The organism is Streptomyces sp. NBC_01003, from assembly GCF_045162695.1.
Taxonomy (GTDB): domain Bacteria; phylum Actinomycetota; class Actinomycetes; order Streptomycetales; family Streptomycetaceae; genus Streptomyces.
Window position 1 is genome coordinate 1278185 of sequence record NZ_CP108707.1, and the last position, 20594, is coordinate 1298778.

Below are 20594 nucleotides of genomic sequence, written 5' to 3' on the forward strand. Positions count from 1 at the left end.
TCTCCAGGGGTACGGGGACTGGTGGCTCACGGGACGAGGACGGACGAGCCCGTGGTGCGGCCCGCTTCCAGCGTGCGGTGCGCGGTCACGGCGTCGTCGAGGGCGAAACGCTGGTCGACGCGGATCCCGATGCGGCCGGCGGCGACGTGGCCGAACAGCTCCCCGGCGAGGTCGTCCCGCTCGGCCGGGTCGGCGATGTAGTCGGCAAGGGCCGGCCGGGTCACGAACAGCGAGCCGTGCCGGACGAGTTGCATGGCGTCCAGCGGCGGCACACCGGACGAGGTGCCGAAACAGACCAGCAGGCCGCGGCGGCGCAGCGAGGCCATGGACCCGGCAACGGTGTCCTTGCCGACGCTGTCGAGGACGAGCGGGACACCGGCCCCGTCGGTCAGCTCCCGCACGCGCTCCGCGACGTTCTCCTGCCGGTACAGGATGGTGTGGTCGCAGCCGTGGGCGCGGGCGAGTACGGCCTTCTCCTCAGTGGATACGGTGCCGATGACGGTGAGGCCGAGCAGCTTCGCCCACTGGCAGACGATCAGCCCCACGCCGCCCGCGGCGGCGTGCAGCAGGATCGTGTCCCCGGGCTTCAGCGGGTGGATACGGCGCAGCAGGTACGAGGCGGTGAGGCCGCGCATGGTCATGGCGGCCGCGGTCTCGCAGTCGATGGCGTCGGGGAGCCGGATCAGGGAATCGGCGGGCATGACCCGCTCGGAGCTGTACGCGCCGAGCGGGCTGCCGGTGTACGTGACGCGGTCGCCCTCGCCGACGTGAGTGACGCCCTGGCCGACGGCCTCCACGACACCGGCGGCCTCGACGCCGATTCCCGCGGGCAGCGGCGCCGGGTACAGGCCGGTGCGGAAGTAGGTGTCGGCGAAGTTGAGGCCGACGGCCTCGTGCCGGACCCGGACCTCGCCGGGGCCGGGGGCGCCGACGGTGACCTGTTCGCGGCGCAGGACCTCGGGGCCGCCGGTCTCGTGGAAACGGATGGCGTATGCCACGGGATGCTCTCTTCGTTCGGCTTGTTCAGTGTGTGGCGGTGTGTGCTGATTCTTCGGCTTGTTCGGCTGCCGTCAGCGGGCGGATCCGCCGAGCATGAAGCCGCGCTGGCCCGGACGCCGGTTGGGCACCATGCCGAGCGCGGCCAGGGTCTCGTCGGTGCCGGTGTAGTACTCGCCGATGTGGTAGATCTCCTTGGCCTCCGCGCCGTTCGCGATGTCGCGGCCGAGCGTGTCGGCGATGCTGACCATCTGCTCGACCTGCTGCACGGAGCTCATGGGCTCGCCCTTGCGGGCCCACAGGTTGTCCTCGTTGCCCACGCGGACGTGGACTCCGAGGGCGATGGCGATGGCGTTCATGGGGGCGACGGCGCGCATCGAGGACTCGATGGTGAGGACGGCGCCGTCGGGAACACGGCGGACGAACTCGATGAGGTCGGCCGGGTGGCGCCCGGAGAACCCGCCACCGATGGCCACGTAGTTGAGGACCAGGGGGCCGGTGTACACGCCGCTGCGGATGAGACGCTCGACGGTCTCCAGCTGGGCCAGGGTGGCGAGCTGGAAGTGCGGCTGGATGTCGTTCGCGTGCAGACGCTTGAGGTGCTCGAGGTAGAAGTCGGGGCCCGCCTCGACGACCATGTCCCGGTACGCCGCGTAGTAGTCGGGCTTGGCGATGGAGGTCCCGGCGAGGTCGTCGTCGGACATGATCTCGACGATGTTCATCTGGCTGGTGTTGATGGCGATCGTCACCTGGTCGGGCCGCGGGTCGAGTTCGGCCAGCAGGTGGCGGGTGTCGTAGCTGAGCCACTTCGCCTCGGAGCCCTCGTCCTCGGGGGCGAACGAGATGGAACCACCGATCTGCAGGACCATGTCCGGGACCGCCTCGCGCAGCCGGCCGATGAGCTCGTTGAACATCGACATCCGCTTGGAGCCGTGGCCGTCAAGTTCACGTACGTGAATGTGGAGCACGGTGGCACCGGCGTTGTAGCAGTCCACGGCGGCCTGGACGTGCTCGTCCATGGTGAGGGGCAGGTCATCGGCGTCGCCGGGGAGCCACTCGGGGCCGTAGGGGGCCGCCTGGATCACCAGCTTCTGCTGGTTCTCGGGCAGCAGGGAGTCGTCGAGGAAGTGCATGGTCATCTCCTGGTACGTGGACGCGCCGAGCGGCAGGCCTTCGTGGGCACACCGACCCAACTGATGGCTGGCGCAAGGGCGTTGCCTTATCGAGCCGCGGTGGCCCTTGCGGTACGGCCACGTTAAGAGCGGGTTACGCGCGGCGCTTCACCACAGGTGACAGGAGACTTGTCAGTTGGGGACACGGCCGATGGCCGGGTGGGGACAGGGCCTGCGGTCAGTCCTGGACGGGGCCGGTGGCGGCCCGCTGAGCGCGCCAGTCGCGCGCGCTGCTGCCGAATTGGTCACGGAACCAACGCGAGAAGGCACTGGGCGCGGAGAAGCCGAGGAGCCCGGCGATCTCAGTGAGGGAACGGCTCGGGTTCGCCACGAGCTGCTCGGCAAGATGCGTGCGCGTGGCGTTGACGAGCGAGGAGAAGGTCTCGTCCGACGCGGCGAGATGCCGGTGGACGGTCCTGCGGTCGACGCCGAGGCTGCCGGCGACCTGTTCGACGGAGCAGCGCCCCGTCGGCAGCAGGACCTCGATCAGCTCGCGCACCCGATCGAGCTCGGTGGTGTCCTCGGAGACCGCGATGGAGTCGAAGTACTGTCGGGCGTAGCCGCGCAGCAGGGGGTCCGACATCGCATTGGGGGTGTCGAGTTCGGTCGCGTAGAAAACGATGCCGTTGAATTCCCGGTCGAATTCCACGACGGGCCCGAAGAATCGCCGGTGCGCGGAGAGGTCGAGGGGTGCGCCGTGGGAGAAGCACACGGACAGCGGCTGCCAGCGGGCGCCGAGGAACACCCGGAGAAATCCGTGGAGCACGCCGACGGCCAGCTCGACGGACTGCCGGGCCTCACGCGCCTCGCCGTCGAGGCTCACCTTCACCGTGGCGAGCCCGTTCGCCTCCGTGAGTCTGCTGCGCAGCATCTCGTTGTACATACGCTCGTGGCGCACCAGGAGCCGGAGGGCGCTGCGCGCGTCGGGTTCCTCGCGCAGGACGAGGCTGATCGGGCCGAGGTTGGAGAAACGGCGCCGCTCCGCCAGGAGCAGGCCGAAGTCCTCGCGCCGCGCCGCTGCGGCCGACAGCTCGAGCAGCTCGGCGACGGCCGCGCCGGGGATCCAGCGGTCCTGAATCGTGAGTCCGACGGGGTCGAGGCCCACGCGCTTCATGAGGGCACGGGGGTCGATGCCGAGGGACTGGCTGACCTCGATGTAGCGGCTCAGTGCCGCGTTGCGGACCAGCGGTTTCATCGGCGCGCTCCAGGGCTGTGTCCCAGATTGATAAGTCATTCGTCCCGTGACGTCAAGCGATGGCCGGGGTCGTGACTTAGCGTGGCACCACCGCGAAGGACGCACGGAATTCCGATGGAAGACACCTTGGCAAAGTATCGACCTCTTGAAAAGGGGTCGATATCGCGGCGGTAGGGGCCGCGAAAGAGCCGGTGAATCCGGGTCTCGCCACCCGCCTCTCACGGAATTCCCCGGCGGAGAAAGGATGAATGTGGTGCGTGGGCAATCCCCAGAACTTCCCCGCCGCCCCTGCACCGGTCCGGCAGTGTGGCGGGGCCGGGAGCACGCAGCCTCCCGCGCCTGGGCGCTGCACCTGTCACCGGCCCGGCTCGACGAGCTGGACGCGGCCCTGCGGACGGTGCGCGCCCGGGGCACGCCTCTGTTGAAGGTGACGGCCGGCGACTTCCCGCTGCCGACCCTGGCGGGCGAGTTGCAAAGTGCGGCCGACGAGCTGGAGAACGGCCGGGGCTTCGTGCTGGTGCGAGGCATCCCGGTGGAGCGGTACAGCGAGGAGGAGGCCGGCGTCCTCCTGTGGGGTGTGGGACAGCACCTCGGCATCCCGGTGTCGCAGGACGCGACCGGCCACATGCTCAGGCATGTGCGGGACGCGCCCGACGCACGGGCCGCGCCGTCGCCGCGCACCGAAGCGGCCGACGCGCTCGCGCTGCTGTGCCTGCGAGCGGGCGGCTCCAGCGGGCGTACGACGCTCGCCAGCTCGGCGGCGGTGCACAATGCCGTGCTGGCTCGCCGGCCCGAGCTCCTGGACGGCCTGAGCCGTACACACTTCCTCGACCGCCACGGAGAACAGCTCCCGGGCCAACTCCCCTGGCAGGCCGTGCCGCTCGCCCACCGGGACGAGGAGATGCTCAGCCTGCGCTACGACCGCGGCCGACTGGAGTCGGCGCAGCGGTTTCCCGAGGTGCCGCGCCTGAGTTCGGCCGATCGGGAGCTTTTCGACCTGCTGGACGAGGCGGCGTCATCGCCGGAGCTGCGCCTCGACATCGACCTCACCCCCGGCGACCTGCTGCTGCTCAACAATCACGCGGTCCTGCACGCCTGCGGACCGCAGGACGAGGACGGGCCGCGGCGCGAACGGCCGTGGCATCTGGTGCAGTTGTGGCTTACGCCTCATCAATCACGCTCCCTGCCGACGGAGTTCTGGGGCGGTGAGCACTCCGGAACCGGCGGGCGCGGTGGGGTCGCACCTCGCGATGTGATCACCCCGCACACCCCGCACACCCCGACGAAAGGTAAGCAGCCACATGTCCGACCTCTGCGCACTCCTGGCGCGTTCGGCCCGGTCCCACGCTGACCGGACCGCCGTCCGTCAGGGCAGCAGCGTCCTCACGTACGGGGAACTCGACGACCTGACCGCCCGGTTCGCGGCCCTGCTGCGGACCAGGGGCGTGCGCGCGGGCGACCGGGTGGCGATGGTCCTGCCCAACGTCGTGCACTTTCCCGTCGTGTACTACGGAATCCTGCGCGCGGGCGCCGTCGTGGTCCCGATGAATCCGCTGCTGAAGTCGGACGAGATGGCGTTCGTGCTGCAGGACTGTGCCGCCCGGTTCGTGGTGGCCGAGCCTTCCGCCTCCGGCGAGGCCGTTCCGGCGGCGGCGACGGCCGGCGCGGAGTGCCTGGTCGCGGACCCGGTGGCCCTCGACGCGCAGCTGCGCCTGGCCGTACCGATGACCGGAGCGGCCGTGAACGCCGACGACGACACCGCGGTGATCCTCTACACCTCCGGCACGACGGGGACGCCCAAGGGTGCCGAGCTGACGCACCGCAATCTGGTGAGCAACGCGCTGACGGCGGCCCGGACGCTGCTGTGCGTGGGGCCGGACGACGTCCTGTTCGGCGGGCTCCCGCTGTTCCACGCCTTCGGGCAGACCTGCGCCATGAACACCGCGGTCGCGGCGGGCGCCTGTCTGACCCTCCTGCCTCGCTTCGACGCGGCGGCGGCACTGGAGCTACTGCGCCGCGACGAGGTGACCGTCTTCCTGGGCGTGCCCACCATGTACACCGCGCTGCTCCAGACCGGCATCGGGCCGGCCCTGCCGCGGCTGCGCCTTGCGGTCTCGGGCGGCGCCTCGCTGCCCGTCGAACTGCTGCACGCCGCCGAGCGAGACCTGGGGGTCACGGTGCTGGAGGGCTACGGCCTGTCGGAGACATCACCGGTGGCCTGCTTCAACCCGCCGGACCGGCCGCGTAAGCCGGGTTCCATCGGGCTTCCCGTGCGGGGGGTCGAGTTGCGGCTCGTCGGGGATGACGGCCGGGTGGTCGGCCCCGGCGCGGTGGGCGAGCTGGCGATCCGGGGCGAGAACGTGATGAAGGGGTACTGGAACCGGCCGGACGCCACCGCGCGGGCGTTCCAGGAGGGCTGGTTCCACAGCGGCGATCTCGCCCGCGTCGACGAGGACGGCTACTACTTCATCGTCGACCGCAAGAAGGACCTCGTCATTCGCGGCGGGTACAACGTCTATCCGCGCGAGATCGAGGAGGTCCTGTACCGGCACCCGGACGTCGCGGAGGCGGCGGTGATCGGTGTGCCCGATCCGGCGCGCGGCGAGGAGGTGGCCGCCGTGGTGGTGCTCCGGCCCGGCGCAGGCACCACGACGGACGAACTGCGCGACTATGTACGGCAGCGGGTGGCGGCCTACAAATACCCGCGGATCGTGAGATTCGTCGACGCACTGCCCAAGGGGGCGACCGGCAAGATCCTCAAGCGGGACATCGTGCTCGCCCCGCCGGCACCTTCGGGAGCCTGATCCGGCGACGCACTCGAATCCGGCCGGAACGGCCCTCTGGGCGACACGCCATCCCTCAAATGGGTAACCAACCTCGCACGGGTGATGCGAAAAGGAGATGACGGCACCACCGCCGGAGGCCACCTGCCGCGTTCCCCGTGTTCGAACCTTCGAGCGACGGATCGCCCCCTCGACACCGTTACGAGTCACAGATCGCTCACGTTCTCCGAGCATCTGTCCGATCGCCGGCGTAGGAGGTCCCATGGAGCAGCATCGGGTGTCGAGGGGAACGGAGGCACGTGGATGAGGCTGTTTCGCCGTCCGGAGCCGGGGGCTCCCGTTGTCTCGGACAGTGAGAGGGAGTTGTTCGGCGGGCCCTTGCGCTACGACGCGGGCTGGAGCAAGCACGAGTACGCCCGCCTCGACCTCACTCTGTGGAGTGCGCTGAAGTCCCTGCCGCATCTTGTGTGGCAGACCGTCCGACTGGCCTGGCACACGGATCGACGCTCACTGATCACCGTAGGAGTGACGGAAGTGGGCCAAGGCATCGCGGCCGCACTCAAGTTGCTGGCCGTGAACGCCGCTCTGCACGCCGTCGTCGCCACCGGCACCGACGTGCGAGGTCTGCGCGACGCCTTGCCCGCCGTGGTGATGACCGCCGTCGTCCTGGCCGCCAACGCGCTGCTCGCCTCCCGGTCCACCGCGGCAGCCGGGAGCCTGGAGCCGAAGGTCGAACGCGCCGCGTCCGAGCAGTACTTGGCGGCGTGCCAGCGGGTCGAGATGTCGGCGATCGAGGACGGCACGTTCCGTGAGTTGATCGACCGGGCCCAGTTCGGGGCCAACGAAGCCCGCCACATGATCGGTTCCAGTGTCGCGGCGATCAACAGCGTGCTGGCGCTGGTCGCCGCGGGCAGTGTGCTGTCCGTGCTCAATCCGGCCCTGCTGCCCATGCTGTTCCTGATCGTCGCGCCGCGCGGCTGGGGTGTGATGCGCGTGGCCCAGCAACGCTACCTATCGACGATGACCTGGATCGAACACCTGCGGGCCAGCCGGGTGTTGTCCAATCTCCTCACCTCGGTGACCGCGGCCCTGGAGGTGCGCGTGCACCACGTGGGCGCTTTCCTGCTGCGCCACTACGGGATCATGGCGCACACGGCCGAGAGCGAACAGGAGCGATTGGCCAAGGACAAGGCCCGTACCGAACTGGCCGCGTCCGCGCTGTCCGGGCTCGGCTACGCGCTCACCTTCACGGTGATGATCGGGCTGTGCCTGACCGGCCGCATGAGCGTCGCCGTCCTCGGCACGGCGATCATGGCCATCAACGCGGGCTCCGCCGGCATCGGCGCGCTCGTGAACACCATGAGCCAGCTGCACGAGCAGTCCCTGTACGTGCATGACCTCACCGACTTCCTCAAGAAGGCCGAGGACCTGGCGATCCCCGAGGGCGGCCTCGCCCTGCCCGCTCGCCCGCGGTCCATCCGCCTCGACCACGTCTCCTTCCGCTACCCCGGCCGGGACGAACCGGCCGTCGACAACGTCTCCTTCAGCATCGAACTCGGCAGCGTCATCGCCCTCGTGGGCCCCAACGGCTCCGGCAAGTCGACCCTCGTGCGCCTGCTGTCCGGCCTGCACTTACCCGGAGAGGGCCATATCCACTGGGACGACGTGGACATCGCCGAAGCCGACCGCCGACAGCTCTTCGGCCACGTCAGCCTGCTCACCCAGACCTTCGAGCGCTGGCCCTTCACCGCCGCGGCCAACATCCGCATCGGCCAGCCGGACCGCGACGTCACCGACGAAGACCTGCGCAGCTCCGCCGCGTACGCAGGAGCGGACCGCGACATCGCCGGACTCCCCCACGGCATGAACACCTTGCTGGGCAAGAACTTCCGCGGCGCCAGTGACCTGAGCGGCGGACAGTGGCAGAAGATCGGTCTGGCCCGCGCCCACTTCCGCGACGCCTGCATGGTCATCGTCGACGAGCCGACGTCCGCCCTGGACCCGGACGCGGAGCAGCGCGCCTTCGACCAGATCCTCGGCCTCGCGGGCCCGGACCGCATCATCGTCCTGGTCACCCACCGCATGGCCGCGGTGCGCCGCGTCGACCGCGTCTTCGTGCTGGACGAGGGCCGGCTGATCGAGGAGGGCAGTCACGCCGAGCTGTTCGCCGCCGAACCCGCCAGCCGCTACGCGCAGATGTACCGCCTCCAGGCCGACCAGTACGAACACGCACGCCCCGCCCAGCTCCCCGGCCCCACCCGGCCGCCCGCGTCCGAGCCCGCGTGACCTACGGGCGACCGGTCCGACGCGGCCGGATTTTCCCCACGGGGTCAGCGGCTCACGGCGGTTTCGCGGTCGATGCGCGACAGCTTCTCGGGGTTGCGCACGGCGTAGAGCCCGGTGATGAGGCCGTTGTCGATGTGCACCGCCATGACGGTGTCGATCTCGCTGCCGCGCCGCAGAACGAGCGCCGGGTATCCATTGACCTCTGCCGGCCCGAGGGACATCGTGGCGTCGATCCTGCCCAGCACCTGGGCCACCTCGTCGGCGCCCACGACGGGGACCAGCGCGGCCCGCACGACTCCGCCGCCGTCGGTCAGCAGCACGACGTCCGGCGCGATCATGTCGAGCAGGGTCTTGAGGTCGCCCGTCTCGATCGCCTGCTGGAAGGCGGCGAGCGCACCACGCGTCTCGGCCGGGGAGATGACCTCGCGCGGCCGGCGTGCCGCCACGTGGGCCCGTGCCCGGTGCGCGATCTGGCGGACCGCGGCCGGGCTCTTGTCGACGGCTTCCGCGATCTCGTCGTATCCCAGATCGAACACCTCGCGCAGCACGAACACCGCGCGTTCGGTCGGCGCGAGTGTCTCCAGTACCAGCAGCATCGCCATCGAGACGCTGTCGGCCAGCTCGACGTCCTCCGCCACGTCCGGTGCGGTGAGCAGCGGCTCGGGCAGCCAGGGTCCGACGTAGGACTCCTTACGGCGGCGGAGCGTACGCAGTCGGCTCAGCGCCTGGCGCGTGGTGATGCGGACCAGGTAGGCCCGATGGTCCCGCACCGTGTCGAGTTCGACGTCCGCCCAGCGCAGCCAGGTCTCCTGCAGGGCGTCCTCCGCGTCGGCCGCCGAGCCGAGCATCTCGTAGGCGACGGTGAACAGCAGATTGCGATGGGCGACGAACGCCTGGGTGGCGGTGTCCGTGCGGCTGTCGCGAGCGTGGTCGTCGGCCGTGCCGGTGCTTCGCTCTGTGGGCTCGCTCATTGCCTGCTCCTGCCTGTTCGCTCACGACCGTGTCACGCACAAGACGCCGCCCCTCACCGTCTTGTGACACCCGAGGCCGGTGGTCTACGTCACATCGCCGCGCTGTCACAGGATCCGGTCGGGCGGCATCTCGTGTTTGTCAGGCTGCCGCGCGAACGATGCGCACGGCATGCGATGCACGATCGAGGAGACATTGTCATGGAACTCCGTATGAACCTTTTCGGCAGCGAGATCGGTACCAAGATCGGCAAGCGGATCTACGCCGTCAGCCAGGTGATCCAGGACTCGCCGCTGCCGAAGACCACCCAGGAGCTGGTGCAACTGCGCGCCAGCCAGATCAACGGCTGTGGTTTCTGCGTCGACATCCACGGCAAGGACGCCGCGGCCGGCGGCGAGACCCCGGCCCGCCTGAACCTGGTCGCGGCCTGGCGCCACTCCACCGTGTTCACCGAGGCCGAGCGGGCCGCGCTGGCGCTCACCGAGGAGGGCACGCGCATCGCCGACAACGGCCGTGGTGTGTCCGACGAGACGTGGGCCCAGGTGCGCAAGCACTACGACGAGGACCAGGCCGTCGCGCTGGTCTCCCTGATCGCGATGATCAACGCGACCAACCGGCTCGGCGTGATCCTGAACAACCAGGGCGGCTCCTACGAGCCCGGCAGCCTCGCCACCCTCGCGAACTGATCAGCAGGTGCGTCTGGGCCGGTCCTGGATCCTTTCGATCCGGGCCGGCTCAGGTGTATCTCAAGCGCGCTCGACAGCGCTGGAGAGTCGCACCGACGTCAGACGGCCAGGCGGTTCAGCTGGCGGTCGTGCCACTTGCTGAGCAGCAGCAGCGAGGACGTGGCACCGATCAGCGCGCAGAACATGTCCCATTGGGTGTCCCACACATCGCCCTGCGTGGCCAGGAAGGCGTCCGCCGCCTGCCCGCCGATGACGGCCGCCACCCACTCGAACATCTCGAAGACCGCGCTGAACGCCAGGCACGCGCAGACCGTCAGCGGTGCCAGCCATCGGCTGCCGCGCAGCGGAGACGTGCGGCTCAGCAACTCCCGTACCAGGACGGCCGGTACGAAGCCCTGCATGAGGTGTCCGAACCGGTCGTAAGGATTCCGGGACAGCCCCAGTCCGTCCTGCACCCATTCGCCCAACGGCACCTGGGCGTACGTGTAGTGCCCGCCCAGCGCGAGCACCAGCGCGTGCGCCGCGAGCAGACAGCACAGCAGCCCCGACAGCTGAAAGCGTCGCCAGGTCAGGACGACCAGCGGCAGTCCGATCAGTACCCACACCACTTCCAGCAGCCAGGTCGTCCGGTCGCGCGGTGCCCAGGCGGAGAGGGCGACCCCCGCGACCGCGACGGCGACGCAGACACGGGGCAGCACCGGCGACGGGGCCAGGGAGGTGGCCGGAGTGTTCGCCGCCCGGCGACGGGCAGCTGCGATCAGGGACATCGGGGCACTCCTTCTTCTCGGTCGCCTCATCGTGGCGGCCAGGAAGCCGGGTGGCCTGAGTACGGCTACTCAATCAGGAGCGGGCGAGTGGCGGTGGTGATCACGTCGGCGGCGACAGCTCCGCCAGGTACTCGGACAGGGCCGCTGGGCGGTCAAGTGGCAGATCTTGGTCGTCGGCCGGCGATTCAGCAGGTCAGAGCGGTGCGACGGGAGCCGTCAGGTGGCGCAATGCTGCTGCAACACCACCGGAGCCGCGGCGCCGGTACGTTCCCTGCCATGCCTGCCGAACGTATCCCCGCCTCGCTTCCGGTCGCCGCCGCGCGTCGTCGGCGGCTGCGTGCGGACCAGGCCCGGCAGCTCGCGGATCTGCTGCGCCACCAGATCCTGTCGGGCGGGTTCCCGCGCGGCGTCCTCCCCCTGGAGGACGTCATCGCCGCCGACTACCGGGCCAGCCGCAACACCGTCCGGCAGGCCCTCGACCTGCTGCGCGGCGAGCAGCTCGTGGAGCGCAAGGCCGGCGTCGGCACCGTCGTGGTCTGCGAGAAGTACCCGCACGGCCTCGACCGGCTGCAAGGCCTGGCCGAGACCCTGCACGAGCACGGCCGGGTCACCAACGAGGTTCGTACCGTCGGACCGGTCAGCGCTCCCGGCCCGGTGGCGCGCCGGCTCGGTCTGCCCGACCACACCGACGTGCTCTGTATCGAGCGGCTGCGGCGCCTCAACGGGCTGCCGCTCTCCCTGGACCTGTCCTATCTGCCCATGGATCCGGGCGGCGAGCTGCTCGGCTGCGATCTGGAGAACACCGACGTGTTCCGGCTCCTGGAGACACTGACCGGCGGCCCGCTGGGGCATGCCGAGATCACTCTCGAAGCCGTGAACGCCGACGCACACTCCGCCGCGGTCCTCGAGGCCCCGCGCGGGAGTGCCGTTCTGATGCTGGAGCGACTCACTCATCTGCCCGACGGGCGGCCCGTGGACCTGGAGTTCATCCGCTTCCGTGGCGACCGCATCACCATGGGCGGCGTCCTGCGCCGCCACTCGGTCTGACCCACCCCACTTTCCTGCTACCGCCCTCCCTGGAGACAGTCATGCCTGTTGTCCCGCAGCGCGCCGACGTACCCGTGACCATCGACGGGTCGCGGTGTATCGACGGCTGCACGCTCTGCGTAGACATGTGTCCGCTCGATTCGCTCGCCATCCGCGAGGACAACGGCAAGGCGTACATGCATGTCGACGAGTGCTGGTACTGCGGCCCGTGTGCGGCCCGGTGCCCCACCGGAGCGGTCACCGTCAACATGCCCTACCTGCTCCGGTGAAAGGCCCAACTGCCGTGCCACATCAGTCCGTTGTCCCACTCGCCCGGCTGCTGCCGCTCGCCCTCCTGCTGCCCCTTGCCACGGCGTGCGGTGGCGCGGCCGGGGCCGGGGACTCCCACACCGTCACGGTGACCGTCGGATACCAGTCGAAGACCATCAACACCGTCACCGCCGGAACGCTGCTGCGCTCGCGCGGCTACTTCGAGGAGGAACTCGCGGCCCGGGGGAGGAAAGACGGCACGACCTACACAGTGAAATGGCAGGACTACGCGACCGGCGCCCCGATCACCGCCCAGATGACCGCCGGGAAGATCGACATCGGGTCGATGGGTGACTTCCCGCTCCTGATCAACGCGGCCCGGGGCAAGCAGCTGGGGCAGCCGACGCGGCTGGTCTCGGTCACCGGATACAACCTGCGCGGCGGCCTCAACACCGTTGTCACCAGGACTGGTTCACCACTGCGGTCACTGGGCGACCTGCGCGGCAAGAAGGTGTCCACCAGCGTCGGATCGGCCGCCGACGGCACGCTGGTACGGGCCCTGAAGAAGGCCGGGATCGACCCGGAGAAGGGCATCAGCAAGCTCAACCAGCAGCCCAGCGTGGGCGCTTCCGCCCTGACCGGGGGCAGCGTCGACGCACTGTCCCAGTTCGTCGCGTGGCCCGGCCAGTTGGCGTACGAGGGCAAGGCGCAGGCCCTGTACGACGGAGCCGACCTGAATCTGCCGACGTTCCACGGTGTCACCGTCCGGGAGAAGTTCGCCGAGGAGCGCGCCGGGGTCCTCGACGACTTCCTCCGGGCTCAGCGGCGGGCCACCGCCTATCTCCGCAAGCGGCCGGTGGCCGCCGCCGAGTCGGTGGCCGAGGAAACCGGGCTGCCGGCCGAGGCGGTCTACCTCTACAACGGCGCCCACGGCATCGCCACGTTCGACCCGGCGCTGCGCCCGGAGCTGATCGCCGCGCTGAAGAAGGACGTACCGATCCTGAAGGCGGCCAAGCTGGTGGGCGACGTCGACGTGGATTCCTTCGTCGACCAGGAGCCGCTGAAGCGGGCCGGGCACACACCCTCGTACCCGAAGGCGGGCGGCGCCAAGTCCGAGCTGTGGCTGAAGGGACAGGGCTCCACGCGCACCTTCGACAGTCCGAAGCAGCTCCTGAGGGCCGCGAAGGGCGCCGAGGTGCGGGCCGCATACGTCCCGGACGCGCTGACCGGCACCCTTTGGTTCGCCGACAAGGCGGTGTGGGTCGCGGACGGCTCCGACCTGCGCGCCTTCGTCACTCCGAGCCACGCGAGGACGTACGTGGAACGGCACGCCGGCGCCCGCGTCGTCAGCTATGCGGACGCCGTGGAGCTCGCGTCATGAGCGCGGGCCGCTGGCTGATCCGGGCCGCATCGCTTGCCGTGGCCCTCGGGCTGTGGCAGCTGCTGACCTCCCTGGACGTCGAACTGTGGCTGAGGTTCGGCCAGTTCCCCACGGTCGGCGAGGTTGCGTCCGCCTTCGGCGACCGGCTGGGCACCGCCCCGTACTGGCAGGACCTGGGCCACAGCCTGCGCCGCATCGTGATCGGTTTCCTGCTCGCCGCGGTCCTCGGGGTGGCGGCGGGCACAGCGATCGCGCGGTCGCGGTGGGCCGCCGATCTGCTCGGCCCGCTGGTGGAGGTGGCACGGCCGATCCCGGCGATCGCCCTGGTCCCGGTCGCGATCCTGCTGCTGCCCAGCAACGAGCAGGGCATCGTGTTCATCACCTTCACCGCGGCCTTCTTCCCGGTGTTGGTGTCTACGCGGCACGCGGTACGCGCGCTGACGCCGGTGTGGGAAGAAGCCGTGCTCACCATGGGCGGCGGCCGGCTGCGAGTGCTGTCCTCGGTGGTGCTGCCGGGCGCGCTGCCGGGCATCTTCGGCGGGCTCTCGGTGGGCATCGGCGTCGCGTGGATCTGTGTGATCTCCGCGGAGATGATCTCCGGAGAGTACGGGGTCGGCTACCGCACCTGGCAGGACTACACGGTCGTCGACTATCCCGGCGTCTTCGTCGGCATGGCCACCATCGGCGCCCTCGGCTGGCTCACCTCCACGGCGGTGGAGTTCCTCGGCCGCCGCGCCACCGCCTGGCTGCCGCGGCCGCCGGAGCGGGCACCGTCGCGTGCCGTACGCCGCGCCGCCGCTCCCCCGGCAGTCCCGTCCCCCGCTCCGGCCCTGGAGAATCCGGCCCTGGAGAAGGAGCCCGTCTCATGAGTCCCACGAGCACTGCTCCCGTGCGTCAAGGTGCCGAACTCGCCCTGGACGACGTGCGACTCGGCCATCGCGAGGGCCGGCCCCTGCCCGGTACCGTGCGCCTCCGGATCGCGCCGGGCGAACTCGTGGCCGTTCTCGGCCCGTCCGGCTGCGGCAAGTCCACGCTCCTTCGCACCCTCGCCGGACTGCTGCCCCCGCTGGACGGGCAGGTCACCCAGGACGGGGCGCCGATCCGCGGGCCCGAGGCCGACCGGGCGCTGGTCTTCCAGGAGGACGCCCTGCTGCCGTGGCGGAGCGTCCGCGCCAATGTCGAACTGCCCCTGGCCATACGGCGGTCGGGGCGCGAGGAGCGGCGACGCGTCGCCGCGGAGTGGCTGGAGCGGGTCGGCCTCGCCGGGCATGCCCGCAAGCTGCCGCGCCGGCTCTCCGGCGGGCAGCGGCAGCGCGTCCAGCTCGCCCGTGCTCTGGCCGGGCGGCCCCGCGCGGTCCTCATGGACGAGCCGTTCGGCGCGCTCGACCCGCACACCCGCGCCGGTATGCAGGACCTGCTCATGGACATCCTGCGCGGCACCGGCGCGACCGTCGTCTTCGTCACCCATGACGTGGACGAGGCCCTCTACCTCGGCGACCGGATCGCCCTGCTCTCCTCCGGCGAGGTCCTGGACGTCCCGCACCCCCGGCAGCGGGACGCACGCAACGCGCCGGCCACCACCGGCCTCCGCCGCCGCATCCTCACGTCCCTCTGACCACCCGCACCCCTGTGAAAGGCCCGCCCGTGGACACCCCCCTGGCCATCCCCGCCCTCTCCGACGCGACCGAACTCTCCTGCGACGTCCTCGTCATCGGCGGCGGCACCGCGGGCACCATGGCCGCCCTGACCGCCGCCGAACACGGCGCGGACGTACTGCTCCTGGAGAAAGCACACGTACGGCACTCCGGCGCGCTCGCCATGGGCATGGACGGCGTCAACAACGCGGTCATCCCGGGCCGGGCCGAACCGGACGACTACGTCGCCGAGATCACCCGCGCCAACGACGGCATCGTCGACCAGTCCACCGTGCGCCAGACGGCGACCCGCGGCTTCGCGATGGTCAAGCGCCTGGAGTCGTACGGCGTGAAGTTCGAGAAGGACGAGCACGGCGAGTACGCGGTCCGCCAGGTGCACCGCTCCGGCTCGTACGTGCTGCCGATGCCGGAGGGCAAAGACGTCAAGAAGGTCCTCTACCGGCAGTTGCGGCGCCGCGAGATGCGCGAGCGGATCCGCATCGAGAACCGGGTGATGCCGGTACGGGTGCTCACGCGTCCCGAGGACGGCCGGGCCGTCGGTGCGGCTGGATTCAACACGCGTACGGGCGAGTTCGTCACCGTACGGGCGGGGGCGGTGATCCTGGCCACCGGCGCCTGCGGCCGCCTCGGCCTGCCCGCATCCGGCTATCTCTACGGGACGTACGAGAACCCTACGAACGCGGGCGACGGCTACGCGATGGCGTTCCACGCGGGTGCCGCGCTCACCGGCATCGAGTGCTTCCAGATCAATCCGCTGATCAAGGACTACAACGGCCCGGCGTGCGCGTACGTCGCGAACCCGTTCGGCGGCTATCAAGTGAACCGGCACGGCGAGCGGTTCGTGGAGTCGGACTACTGGTCGGGGCAGATGATGGCCGAGTTCGCGGCCGAACTCGCCTCCGACCGTGCTCCGGTGTACCTCAAGCTCAGCCATCTGCCGGAGGAGACCATCAGCGCCGTCGAGTCGATCCTGCACACGACCGAGCGGCCCACGCGCGCCACCTTCCACGAGGGACGCGGCCACGACTACCGCACGCATGACATCGAGATGCACATCTCGGAGATCGGCCTGTGCGGCGGCCACTCGGCGTCCGGCGTACGGGTCGACGCCCACGCCCGCACCACCGTCCCCCGCCTGTACGCGGCCGGCGACCTGGCCTGCGTACCGCACAACTACATGATCGGCGCGTTCGTCTTCGGGGACCTTGCGGGTGCGGACGCGTCCCAGTTCCGCGCCCACGAGGGTGAGCTGCCCGGCGACCAGCTGGCTGCCGCGCACGAACTCGTCTACCGGCCGCTGCGCAACCCCGACGGGCCGCCGCAGCCACAGGTCGAGTACAAACTGCGGCGGTTCGTGAACGACTACGTGGCGCCGCCGAAGGCCGGGGCGAAGTTGTCCCTGGCCGTGGAGGCGTTCGAGCGGATGAGGGGTGAGATCGCCGGGATGGGGGCGCGGACCGCCCATGAGCTGATGCGGTGCGCGGAGGTGTCGTTCATCCGGGACTGCGCGGAGATGGCCGCGCGCGCCTCGCTGGCGAGGACCGAGTCGCGCTGGGGCCTGTACCACGAGCGGCTCGACCATCCCGAGCGGGACGACGCGGGGTGGCTGCACCATCTCGACGTCTACAAGTCCCGTGCGGGGGCTATGGAGTTCAAGGCCCGGCCGGTCGAGCCGTATCTCGTTCCGGTGCCGGAGTTCGAGCCGGTGGCGGCCGGGGCGGAGCGGGTGCTGGGCGAGGTCGCGTTGGTGCCGGTGGCGACGGCGGGGCAGCAGGACGTGGCTCCGGCCGCCCGCCCGGCGACGTCAGCCGCGGCGGCGCCCTCGCCCCCGGCCGCCCAGGCCCCCGCGTCGAGCCCCGCCCTCCTCGGTGTCCTCTCCCTGGCCGAGGAGTCCCCCGGCCTGGATGCCCTCTCCCCCTACCTTGCGGACTCCGACCCGGCGGTGCGGGCGGCCGCCGTCAGCGTCCTCGCCGAGACGGTGCCCACCGGAGCCGGCCCCGCGCTCGCCGCACGACTGCGGGATGCCGCGCCCCAGGTCCGGGAGGCCGCGGCGGGCGCCCTGCGTGAGCTGGTCGAAGTCCTGCCCGCCGAGCCGGAGTTGGGGACCGGCCTGCGGGCGGCACTCGGCGTGACGGACCCGGCGGTGCGGGGCGCCGCGCTTGACGTCCTGCGGGAGCTGCGGCTCGGCGACGCATCGGTGTACGCCACCGCGCTCTCCGACACCGACGTCGACGTCCGTGTCCATGCCGTCCGGGCCCTGGTCTCGGTGGACGCGACCGCTCAGCTCTCGGCTGCCACGGCCGACCCCGCCCGCGAGGTCAGGGTCTCGGTGGCCCGCGGGCTCGCGGCGGTGCGCGACCCGGCACCGGCCCCGCTCGACCCGCTCCTCGACGACACCGACCCGCTGGTCAGGGCGGCCGCGCTGACCGCGCTGGCCGCAACGGGCTGCCCGTCCCCGTATGCCGAACGGGCGGTGGCCGCGCTTGACGACCCCGCCTGGCAGGTCCGGGCCGGCGCCGCGACCGCCCTCCGAACGTCCCTCCCCAGCACGGCAGTTCCCGCCCTCGCCAAGGTGTCGGCGGACCCGAACGCGGACGTCCGCAAGGCCGCCGTCCTCTCACTCCTCACCCACCGCGCCGACCCCGATGCCCGCGCGGCCCTCGCCACCGCGGCCACCGACTCCGACGCGGACATCCGTGCCTACGCATCCCGCGCCACGACGTGACCGCCATCCGTGGCTGACCCACGGCACGCGATCTCCGTGCGGGCGGCGGATCGTTGCACGGGAGAGGAAGGGAGATCCACCATGCCGACACAGGGACCTGCGCAGCAGCCCACGACCGAGCTCGACGCCCGCTACAGCTCCGCACTCAACCCACGCCCGGGTGACGCCGACGTCACCGCCACCGAATGGGCGGAAGCCCAGCGGCAGTTGGAGGCCGCCGAGATCTTCTGGGTGTCAACGGTGCGCCCCGACGGTCGCCTGCACGTCACTCCAGTGATCGCCGCCTGGCACGACGGGGTGCTGTACTTCTCCACCGGCCCGGGCGAGCAGAAGGCGAGGAACCTCGCTCATCACGGGCACTGCGCGCTGACCACCGGCCGGAACTCGCTCACCGAAGGGCTCGACGTCGTGGTCGAGGGCAAGGCGGAGCCGGTCGCCGATCCGGCGGTGCTGGAGGAGGTGATCGCGGCATACGAGGCGAAGTACGGGGCGCACATCACCTCCCCCGAAGGCACTTTCCACGGGATCGGGGACGCGTTCCGGAAGGGGGACGCGATGGTGTTCGCGGTGTCCCCGGCCACGGCGTACGGCTTCGGCCGGGACGACGGGGTCTACTCCCACACGCGCTGGGCGTTCTGAGCAGCAGTCCCCCCGCCCGCAATCCAATCGCCTCCGCGTCGATGCTCCCGTAGGGTGCGCGGGTTGTCGTGGCGGAGGCGGAGAGGCGGTTCGGACTGTGGCACCCGGAACAGTGGCGCGAGATCAGTTGACCGGGGCCGTGCGGGCCGCGCTGGGGGGCGGGCGACAGCTGGAGGCGGTGGAGCGCGTCGCGGGCGGTAGCAAGAAGGGCGTCTACCGCCTGGTGATGGACGACGCGACTACGGCGATCGCCTACCTCTGGGACGACGCCGAGAACTACTGGCCGGCGGCCGAGGGGGACGACGACCTCACCGACCCGTTCTCCCCCGGTCTCGGGCTCGACCTGTTCGAGGCCGCGCACGCGCGGCTGGACGCGCTGGGCGTCCGCGTCCCGGCGATCCGTCTCCTCGACCGCGACGGCACTCACTGGCCGGGCGACCTCGCGATCGTCGAGGATCTGCTGGGCGAAAACCTGGAGCAGCTGCTCGCACGCGACCCACGCGCGGCCGAACCGGTCATGGCCCGGCTCGGCGGGGCGCTGGAATCGATGCGGCGCCATCGAGCTCCCGCGTACGGCAAGGTGGCCGTGGTCGACGGGGGAGGTACATCGCGCGGGACGTCGTGCGAGGGGGTCGTCCTGGACCGTGCGCTACGGGACCTCGCCGAGGCGGCGTCGCGTGATCCGCGGATCGCGCGGGCGGGCGAACGGCTGGAGGAACGGTTGCTGAGTCTCGCGGCGGCGGTACGGCCGCGCGCGGAGTACGCGGTCGTGCACGGCGAACTGGGGCCCGACCACCTACTGGTGGACGCGGGCGGGAACCCGGTGGTGATCGACATCGAGGGCTTGATGTATTTCGACGTCGAGTGGGAGCACGTCTTCCTGCGGATCCGCCTGCACGACGCCTATCCGCCGCTGCGGGTGGACGGACTGGACGAGGACCGGCTCGCGCTCTACATGCTGGCCCAGCGGCTCTCGCTGACGGCGGGCCCGCTGAGGCTGCTCGACGGGGACTTCCCCGACCGGACACTGATGGCAGCCATCGCCGAGCACAACCTCAACAAGGCGCTGGAGCTGGTCCACACCTGAACGGCCTTGTTCACAGCACCAAGGGCGAGGGCTGCCGACTCGGAGCCTGGCCCGACAGTCACTGCGCCGGTCGAGTTCCGCGGATCAAGGAAGGCTGAGAGCGCAGGGCTGCCAACCGGTCCTTGTCACCGGCCGCGGCCAGGCAATCGCCGAGGGCCAGGAGCGACAAGAGCTGTACGGGACGCCCTGCGGAAGCCGCAGCCTCCAGCTTGTGGTGGCCGTCGAGCAGGAAATGGGTCAGCCCCCAGTGCGTGTAGTAGTCGGTCGACCGGTCCATCGCGGGCTGGCACACGTCCAGGGTCGACACGGCCACGGCCGTCGGCACCGTGCCCCGCTCCATCTGCTCGGCGTACTCCTCGACCCGCTCCCGGTCGTTCCACGTCGGGGGCACCATGGGCACGACGAACTCGTAGAGATGGGCTTCGTCATCGACCACGGTCTCGAACGTGCGGTAGTACGGCGTGTGCGGGTACTCCGGAGTCCCCAGAACGCGTCGAGGCCCCACGTGGCCACCTGCTCGTGGCTGAAGTAGTCGCCCTCCTGGCCCGGAACGACCAGACGTGGCTCGACGCTGAGCAGCAAAGGAAGGTAGTCGCCTTCCGGCAGCAGAGTGCCGAACGCGCCGAGCACACCATCGTCCAGGTCCGGGAGCTGCCCGGCGAGGCGCTCCTGGACACCCTCCAACGACAGCGATTCATCGGCACCCTCGAGCCGCCGGAACAGGAACTGGCATGACCCACACCAGAAGCTGAGTTCAAAGGCAGGCTTTCCGTCGACCGCGAGCACCCTGCGCCCCGGCCCGGACCCCGACTCCGGTGGCTCCGCCTCGAACCGCAGCCTCGCCTCGGGCCCGGGAACTCCGAGCCTGCGCGGGTCACCCACCGTGATGTTCATGGTCGTGACCGTACGAGACCCCACCACCCCGCACAAAGCCGTTTCCGGCGTCGAACCGGTGCC

General features: G+C 70.7%; 19 protein-coding genes. 13 read left to right on the forward strand and 6 right to left on the reverse strand.

Annotation, left to right across the window (positions count from 1 at the left end):
• Nucleotides 1–26 precede the first annotated feature (26 nt).
• The 3 genes from OG698_RS06005 to OG698_RS06015 all read right to left on the reverse strand — a co-directional run bounded on the left by OG698_RS06005 (nt 27) and on the right by OG698_RS06015 (nt 3363).
• A complete protein-coding gene (locus OG698_RS06005) occupies nt 27–998 on the reverse strand; it encodes a quinone oxidoreductase family protein (protein ID WP_406101875.1) in 972 nt (323 codons plus the stop codon).
• Between the two features lie 72 nt (nt 999–1070).
• Nucleotides 1071–2129 carry a 3-keto-5-aminohexanoate cleavage protein gene (locus tag OG698_RS06010; protein WP_326772295.1) on the reverse strand — a complete coding sequence of 353 codons (1059 nt, stop codon included), beginning with the start codon at nt 2127–2129 and terminating at the stop codon, nt 1071–1073.
• Between the two features lie 217 nt (nt 2130–2346).
• Complete coding sequence (locus OG698_RS06015) at nt 2347–3363, reverse strand: AraC family transcriptional regulator (RefSeq protein WP_406101877.1); 1017 nt, start codon at nt 3361–3363, stop codon at nt 2347–2349.
• A gap of 253 nt (nt 3364–3616) precedes the next feature.
• On the opposite strand from OG698_RS06015, the gene OG698_RS06020 reads away from it, so the two are divergent.
• The 3 genes from OG698_RS06020 (at nt 3617) to OG698_RS06030 (ending at nt 8432) form a co-directional block, all read left to right on the forward strand.
• Nucleotides 3617–4714, forward strand: a complete 1098-nt coding sequence (locus tag OG698_RS06020) for a TauD/TfdA family dioxygenase (RefSeq protein WP_406101879.1) — start codon at nt 3617–3619, stop codon at nt 4712–4714.
• A complete protein-coding gene (locus OG698_RS06025; RefSeq protein WP_406101881.1) occupies nt 4665–6167 on the forward strand; it encodes a long-chain-fatty-acid--CoA ligase in 1503 nt (500 codons plus the stop codon). Before OG698_RS06020 ends, OG698_RS06025 begins: the two co-directional genes overlap by 50 nt.
• A gap of 282 nt (nt 6168–6449) precedes the next feature.
• Nucleotides 6450–8432 (forward strand): ABC transporter ATP-binding protein, encoded by a 1983-nt coding sequence (locus tag OG698_RS06030; RefSeq protein WP_406101882.1) that lies wholly within the window; start codon nt 6450–6452, stop codon nt 8430–8432.
• A 44-nt stretch (nt 8433–8476) separates the two neighbouring features.
• Here the strand turns inward: OG698_RS06030 and OG698_RS06035 are convergent, their stop codons facing one another.
• A complete protein-coding gene (locus OG698_RS06035) occupies nt 8477–9403 on the reverse strand; it encodes an RNA polymerase sigma-70 factor (RefSeq protein ID WP_406101884.1) in 927 nt (308 codons plus the stop codon).
• Nucleotides 9404–9601: 198 nt separating this feature from the next.
• Between OG698_RS06035 and OG698_RS06040 the strand changes: the two genes are divergently transcribed.
• Nucleotides 9602–10087, forward strand: coding sequence for a carboxymuconolactone decarboxylase family protein (locus tag OG698_RS06040; RefSeq protein WP_406101886.1), 486 nt, complete (start codon nt 9602–9604; stop codon nt 10085–10087).
• Nucleotides 10088–10185: 98 nt separating this feature from the next.
• On the opposite strand, the gene OG698_RS06045 is transcribed toward OG698_RS06040, so the two are convergent.
• Nucleotides 10186–10854 (reverse strand): DUF2238 domain-containing protein, encoded by a 669-nt coding sequence (locus tag OG698_RS06045; protein ID WP_406101888.1) that lies wholly within the window; start codon nt 10852–10854, stop codon nt 10186–10188.
• A 276-nt stretch (nt 10855–11130) separates the two neighbouring features.
• Here OG698_RS06045 and OG698_RS06050 point away from each other — a divergent pair, with 276 nt between their 5' ends.
• The 8 genes from OG698_RS06050 (at nt 11131) to OG698_RS06085 (ending at nt 19637) form a co-directional block, all read left to right on the forward strand.
• Entirely contained in the window at nt 11131–11901 is a 771-nt protein-coding gene (locus OG698_RS06050) for a GntR family transcriptional regulator (RefSeq protein WP_406101889.1), read from the forward strand.
• Between the two features lie 41 nt (nt 11902–11942).
• Entirely contained in the window at nt 11943–12170 is a 228-nt protein-coding gene (locus OG698_RS06055; protein ID WP_406101890.1) for a ferredoxin family protein, read from the forward strand.
• Nucleotides 12171–12184: 14 nt separating this feature from the next.
• Nucleotides 12185–13531, forward strand: coding sequence for an ABC transporter substrate-binding protein (locus OG698_RS06060; RefSeq protein WP_406101891.1), 1347 nt, complete (start codon nt 12185–12187; stop codon nt 13529–13531).
• Nucleotides 13528–14400, forward strand: coding sequence for an ABC transporter permease (locus OG698_RS06065; RefSeq protein WP_406101893.1), 873 nt, complete (start codon nt 13528–13530; stop codon nt 14398–14400). Before OG698_RS06060 ends, OG698_RS06065 begins: the two co-directional genes overlap by 4 nt.
• Complete coding sequence (locus OG698_RS06070; protein ID WP_406101895.1) at nt 14397–15146, forward strand: ABC transporter ATP-binding protein; 750 nt, start codon at nt 14397–14399, stop codon at nt 15144–15146. Before OG698_RS06065 ends, OG698_RS06070 begins: the two co-directional genes overlap by 4 nt.
• Before the next feature lie 29 nt (nt 15147–15175).
• Complete coding sequence (locus tag OG698_RS06075; RefSeq protein ID WP_406101897.1) at nt 15176–17911, forward strand: fumarate reductase/succinate dehydrogenase flavoprotein subunit; 2736 nt, start codon at nt 15176–15178, stop codon at nt 17909–17911.
• 81 nt (nt 17912–17992) lie between these two features.
• The gene (locus tag OG698_RS06080) at nt 17993–18550 is read left to right on the forward strand and encodes a pyridoxamine 5'-phosphate oxidase family protein (protein WP_406101899.1); all 558 of its coding nucleotides are present in this window, start codon (nt 17993–17995) and stop codon (nt 18548–18550) included.
• 97 nt (nt 18551–18647) lie between these two features.
• The gene (locus OG698_RS06085; RefSeq protein WP_406101901.1) at nt 18648–19637 is read left to right on the forward strand and encodes a phosphotransferase family protein; all 990 of its coding nucleotides are present in this window, start codon (nt 18648–18650) and stop codon (nt 19635–19637) included.
• A gap of 58 nt (nt 19638–19695) precedes the next feature.
• Here the strand turns inward: OG698_RS06085 and OG698_RS06090 are convergent, their stop codons facing one another.
• Entirely contained in the window at nt 19696–20142 is a 447-nt protein-coding gene (locus OG698_RS06090) for a hypothetical protein (protein WP_406101902.1), read from the reverse strand.
• Nucleotides 20143–20156: 14 nt separating this feature from the next.
• On the opposite strand from OG698_RS06090, the gene OG698_RS06095 reads away from it, so the two are divergent.
• Nucleotides 20157–20372: a hypothetical protein gene (locus tag OG698_RS06095; protein WP_406101904.1), complete on the forward strand. Its 216-nt coding sequence runs from the start codon at nt 20157–20159 to the stop codon at nt 20370–20372.
• Nucleotides 20373–20594: the final 222 nt, after the last annotated feature.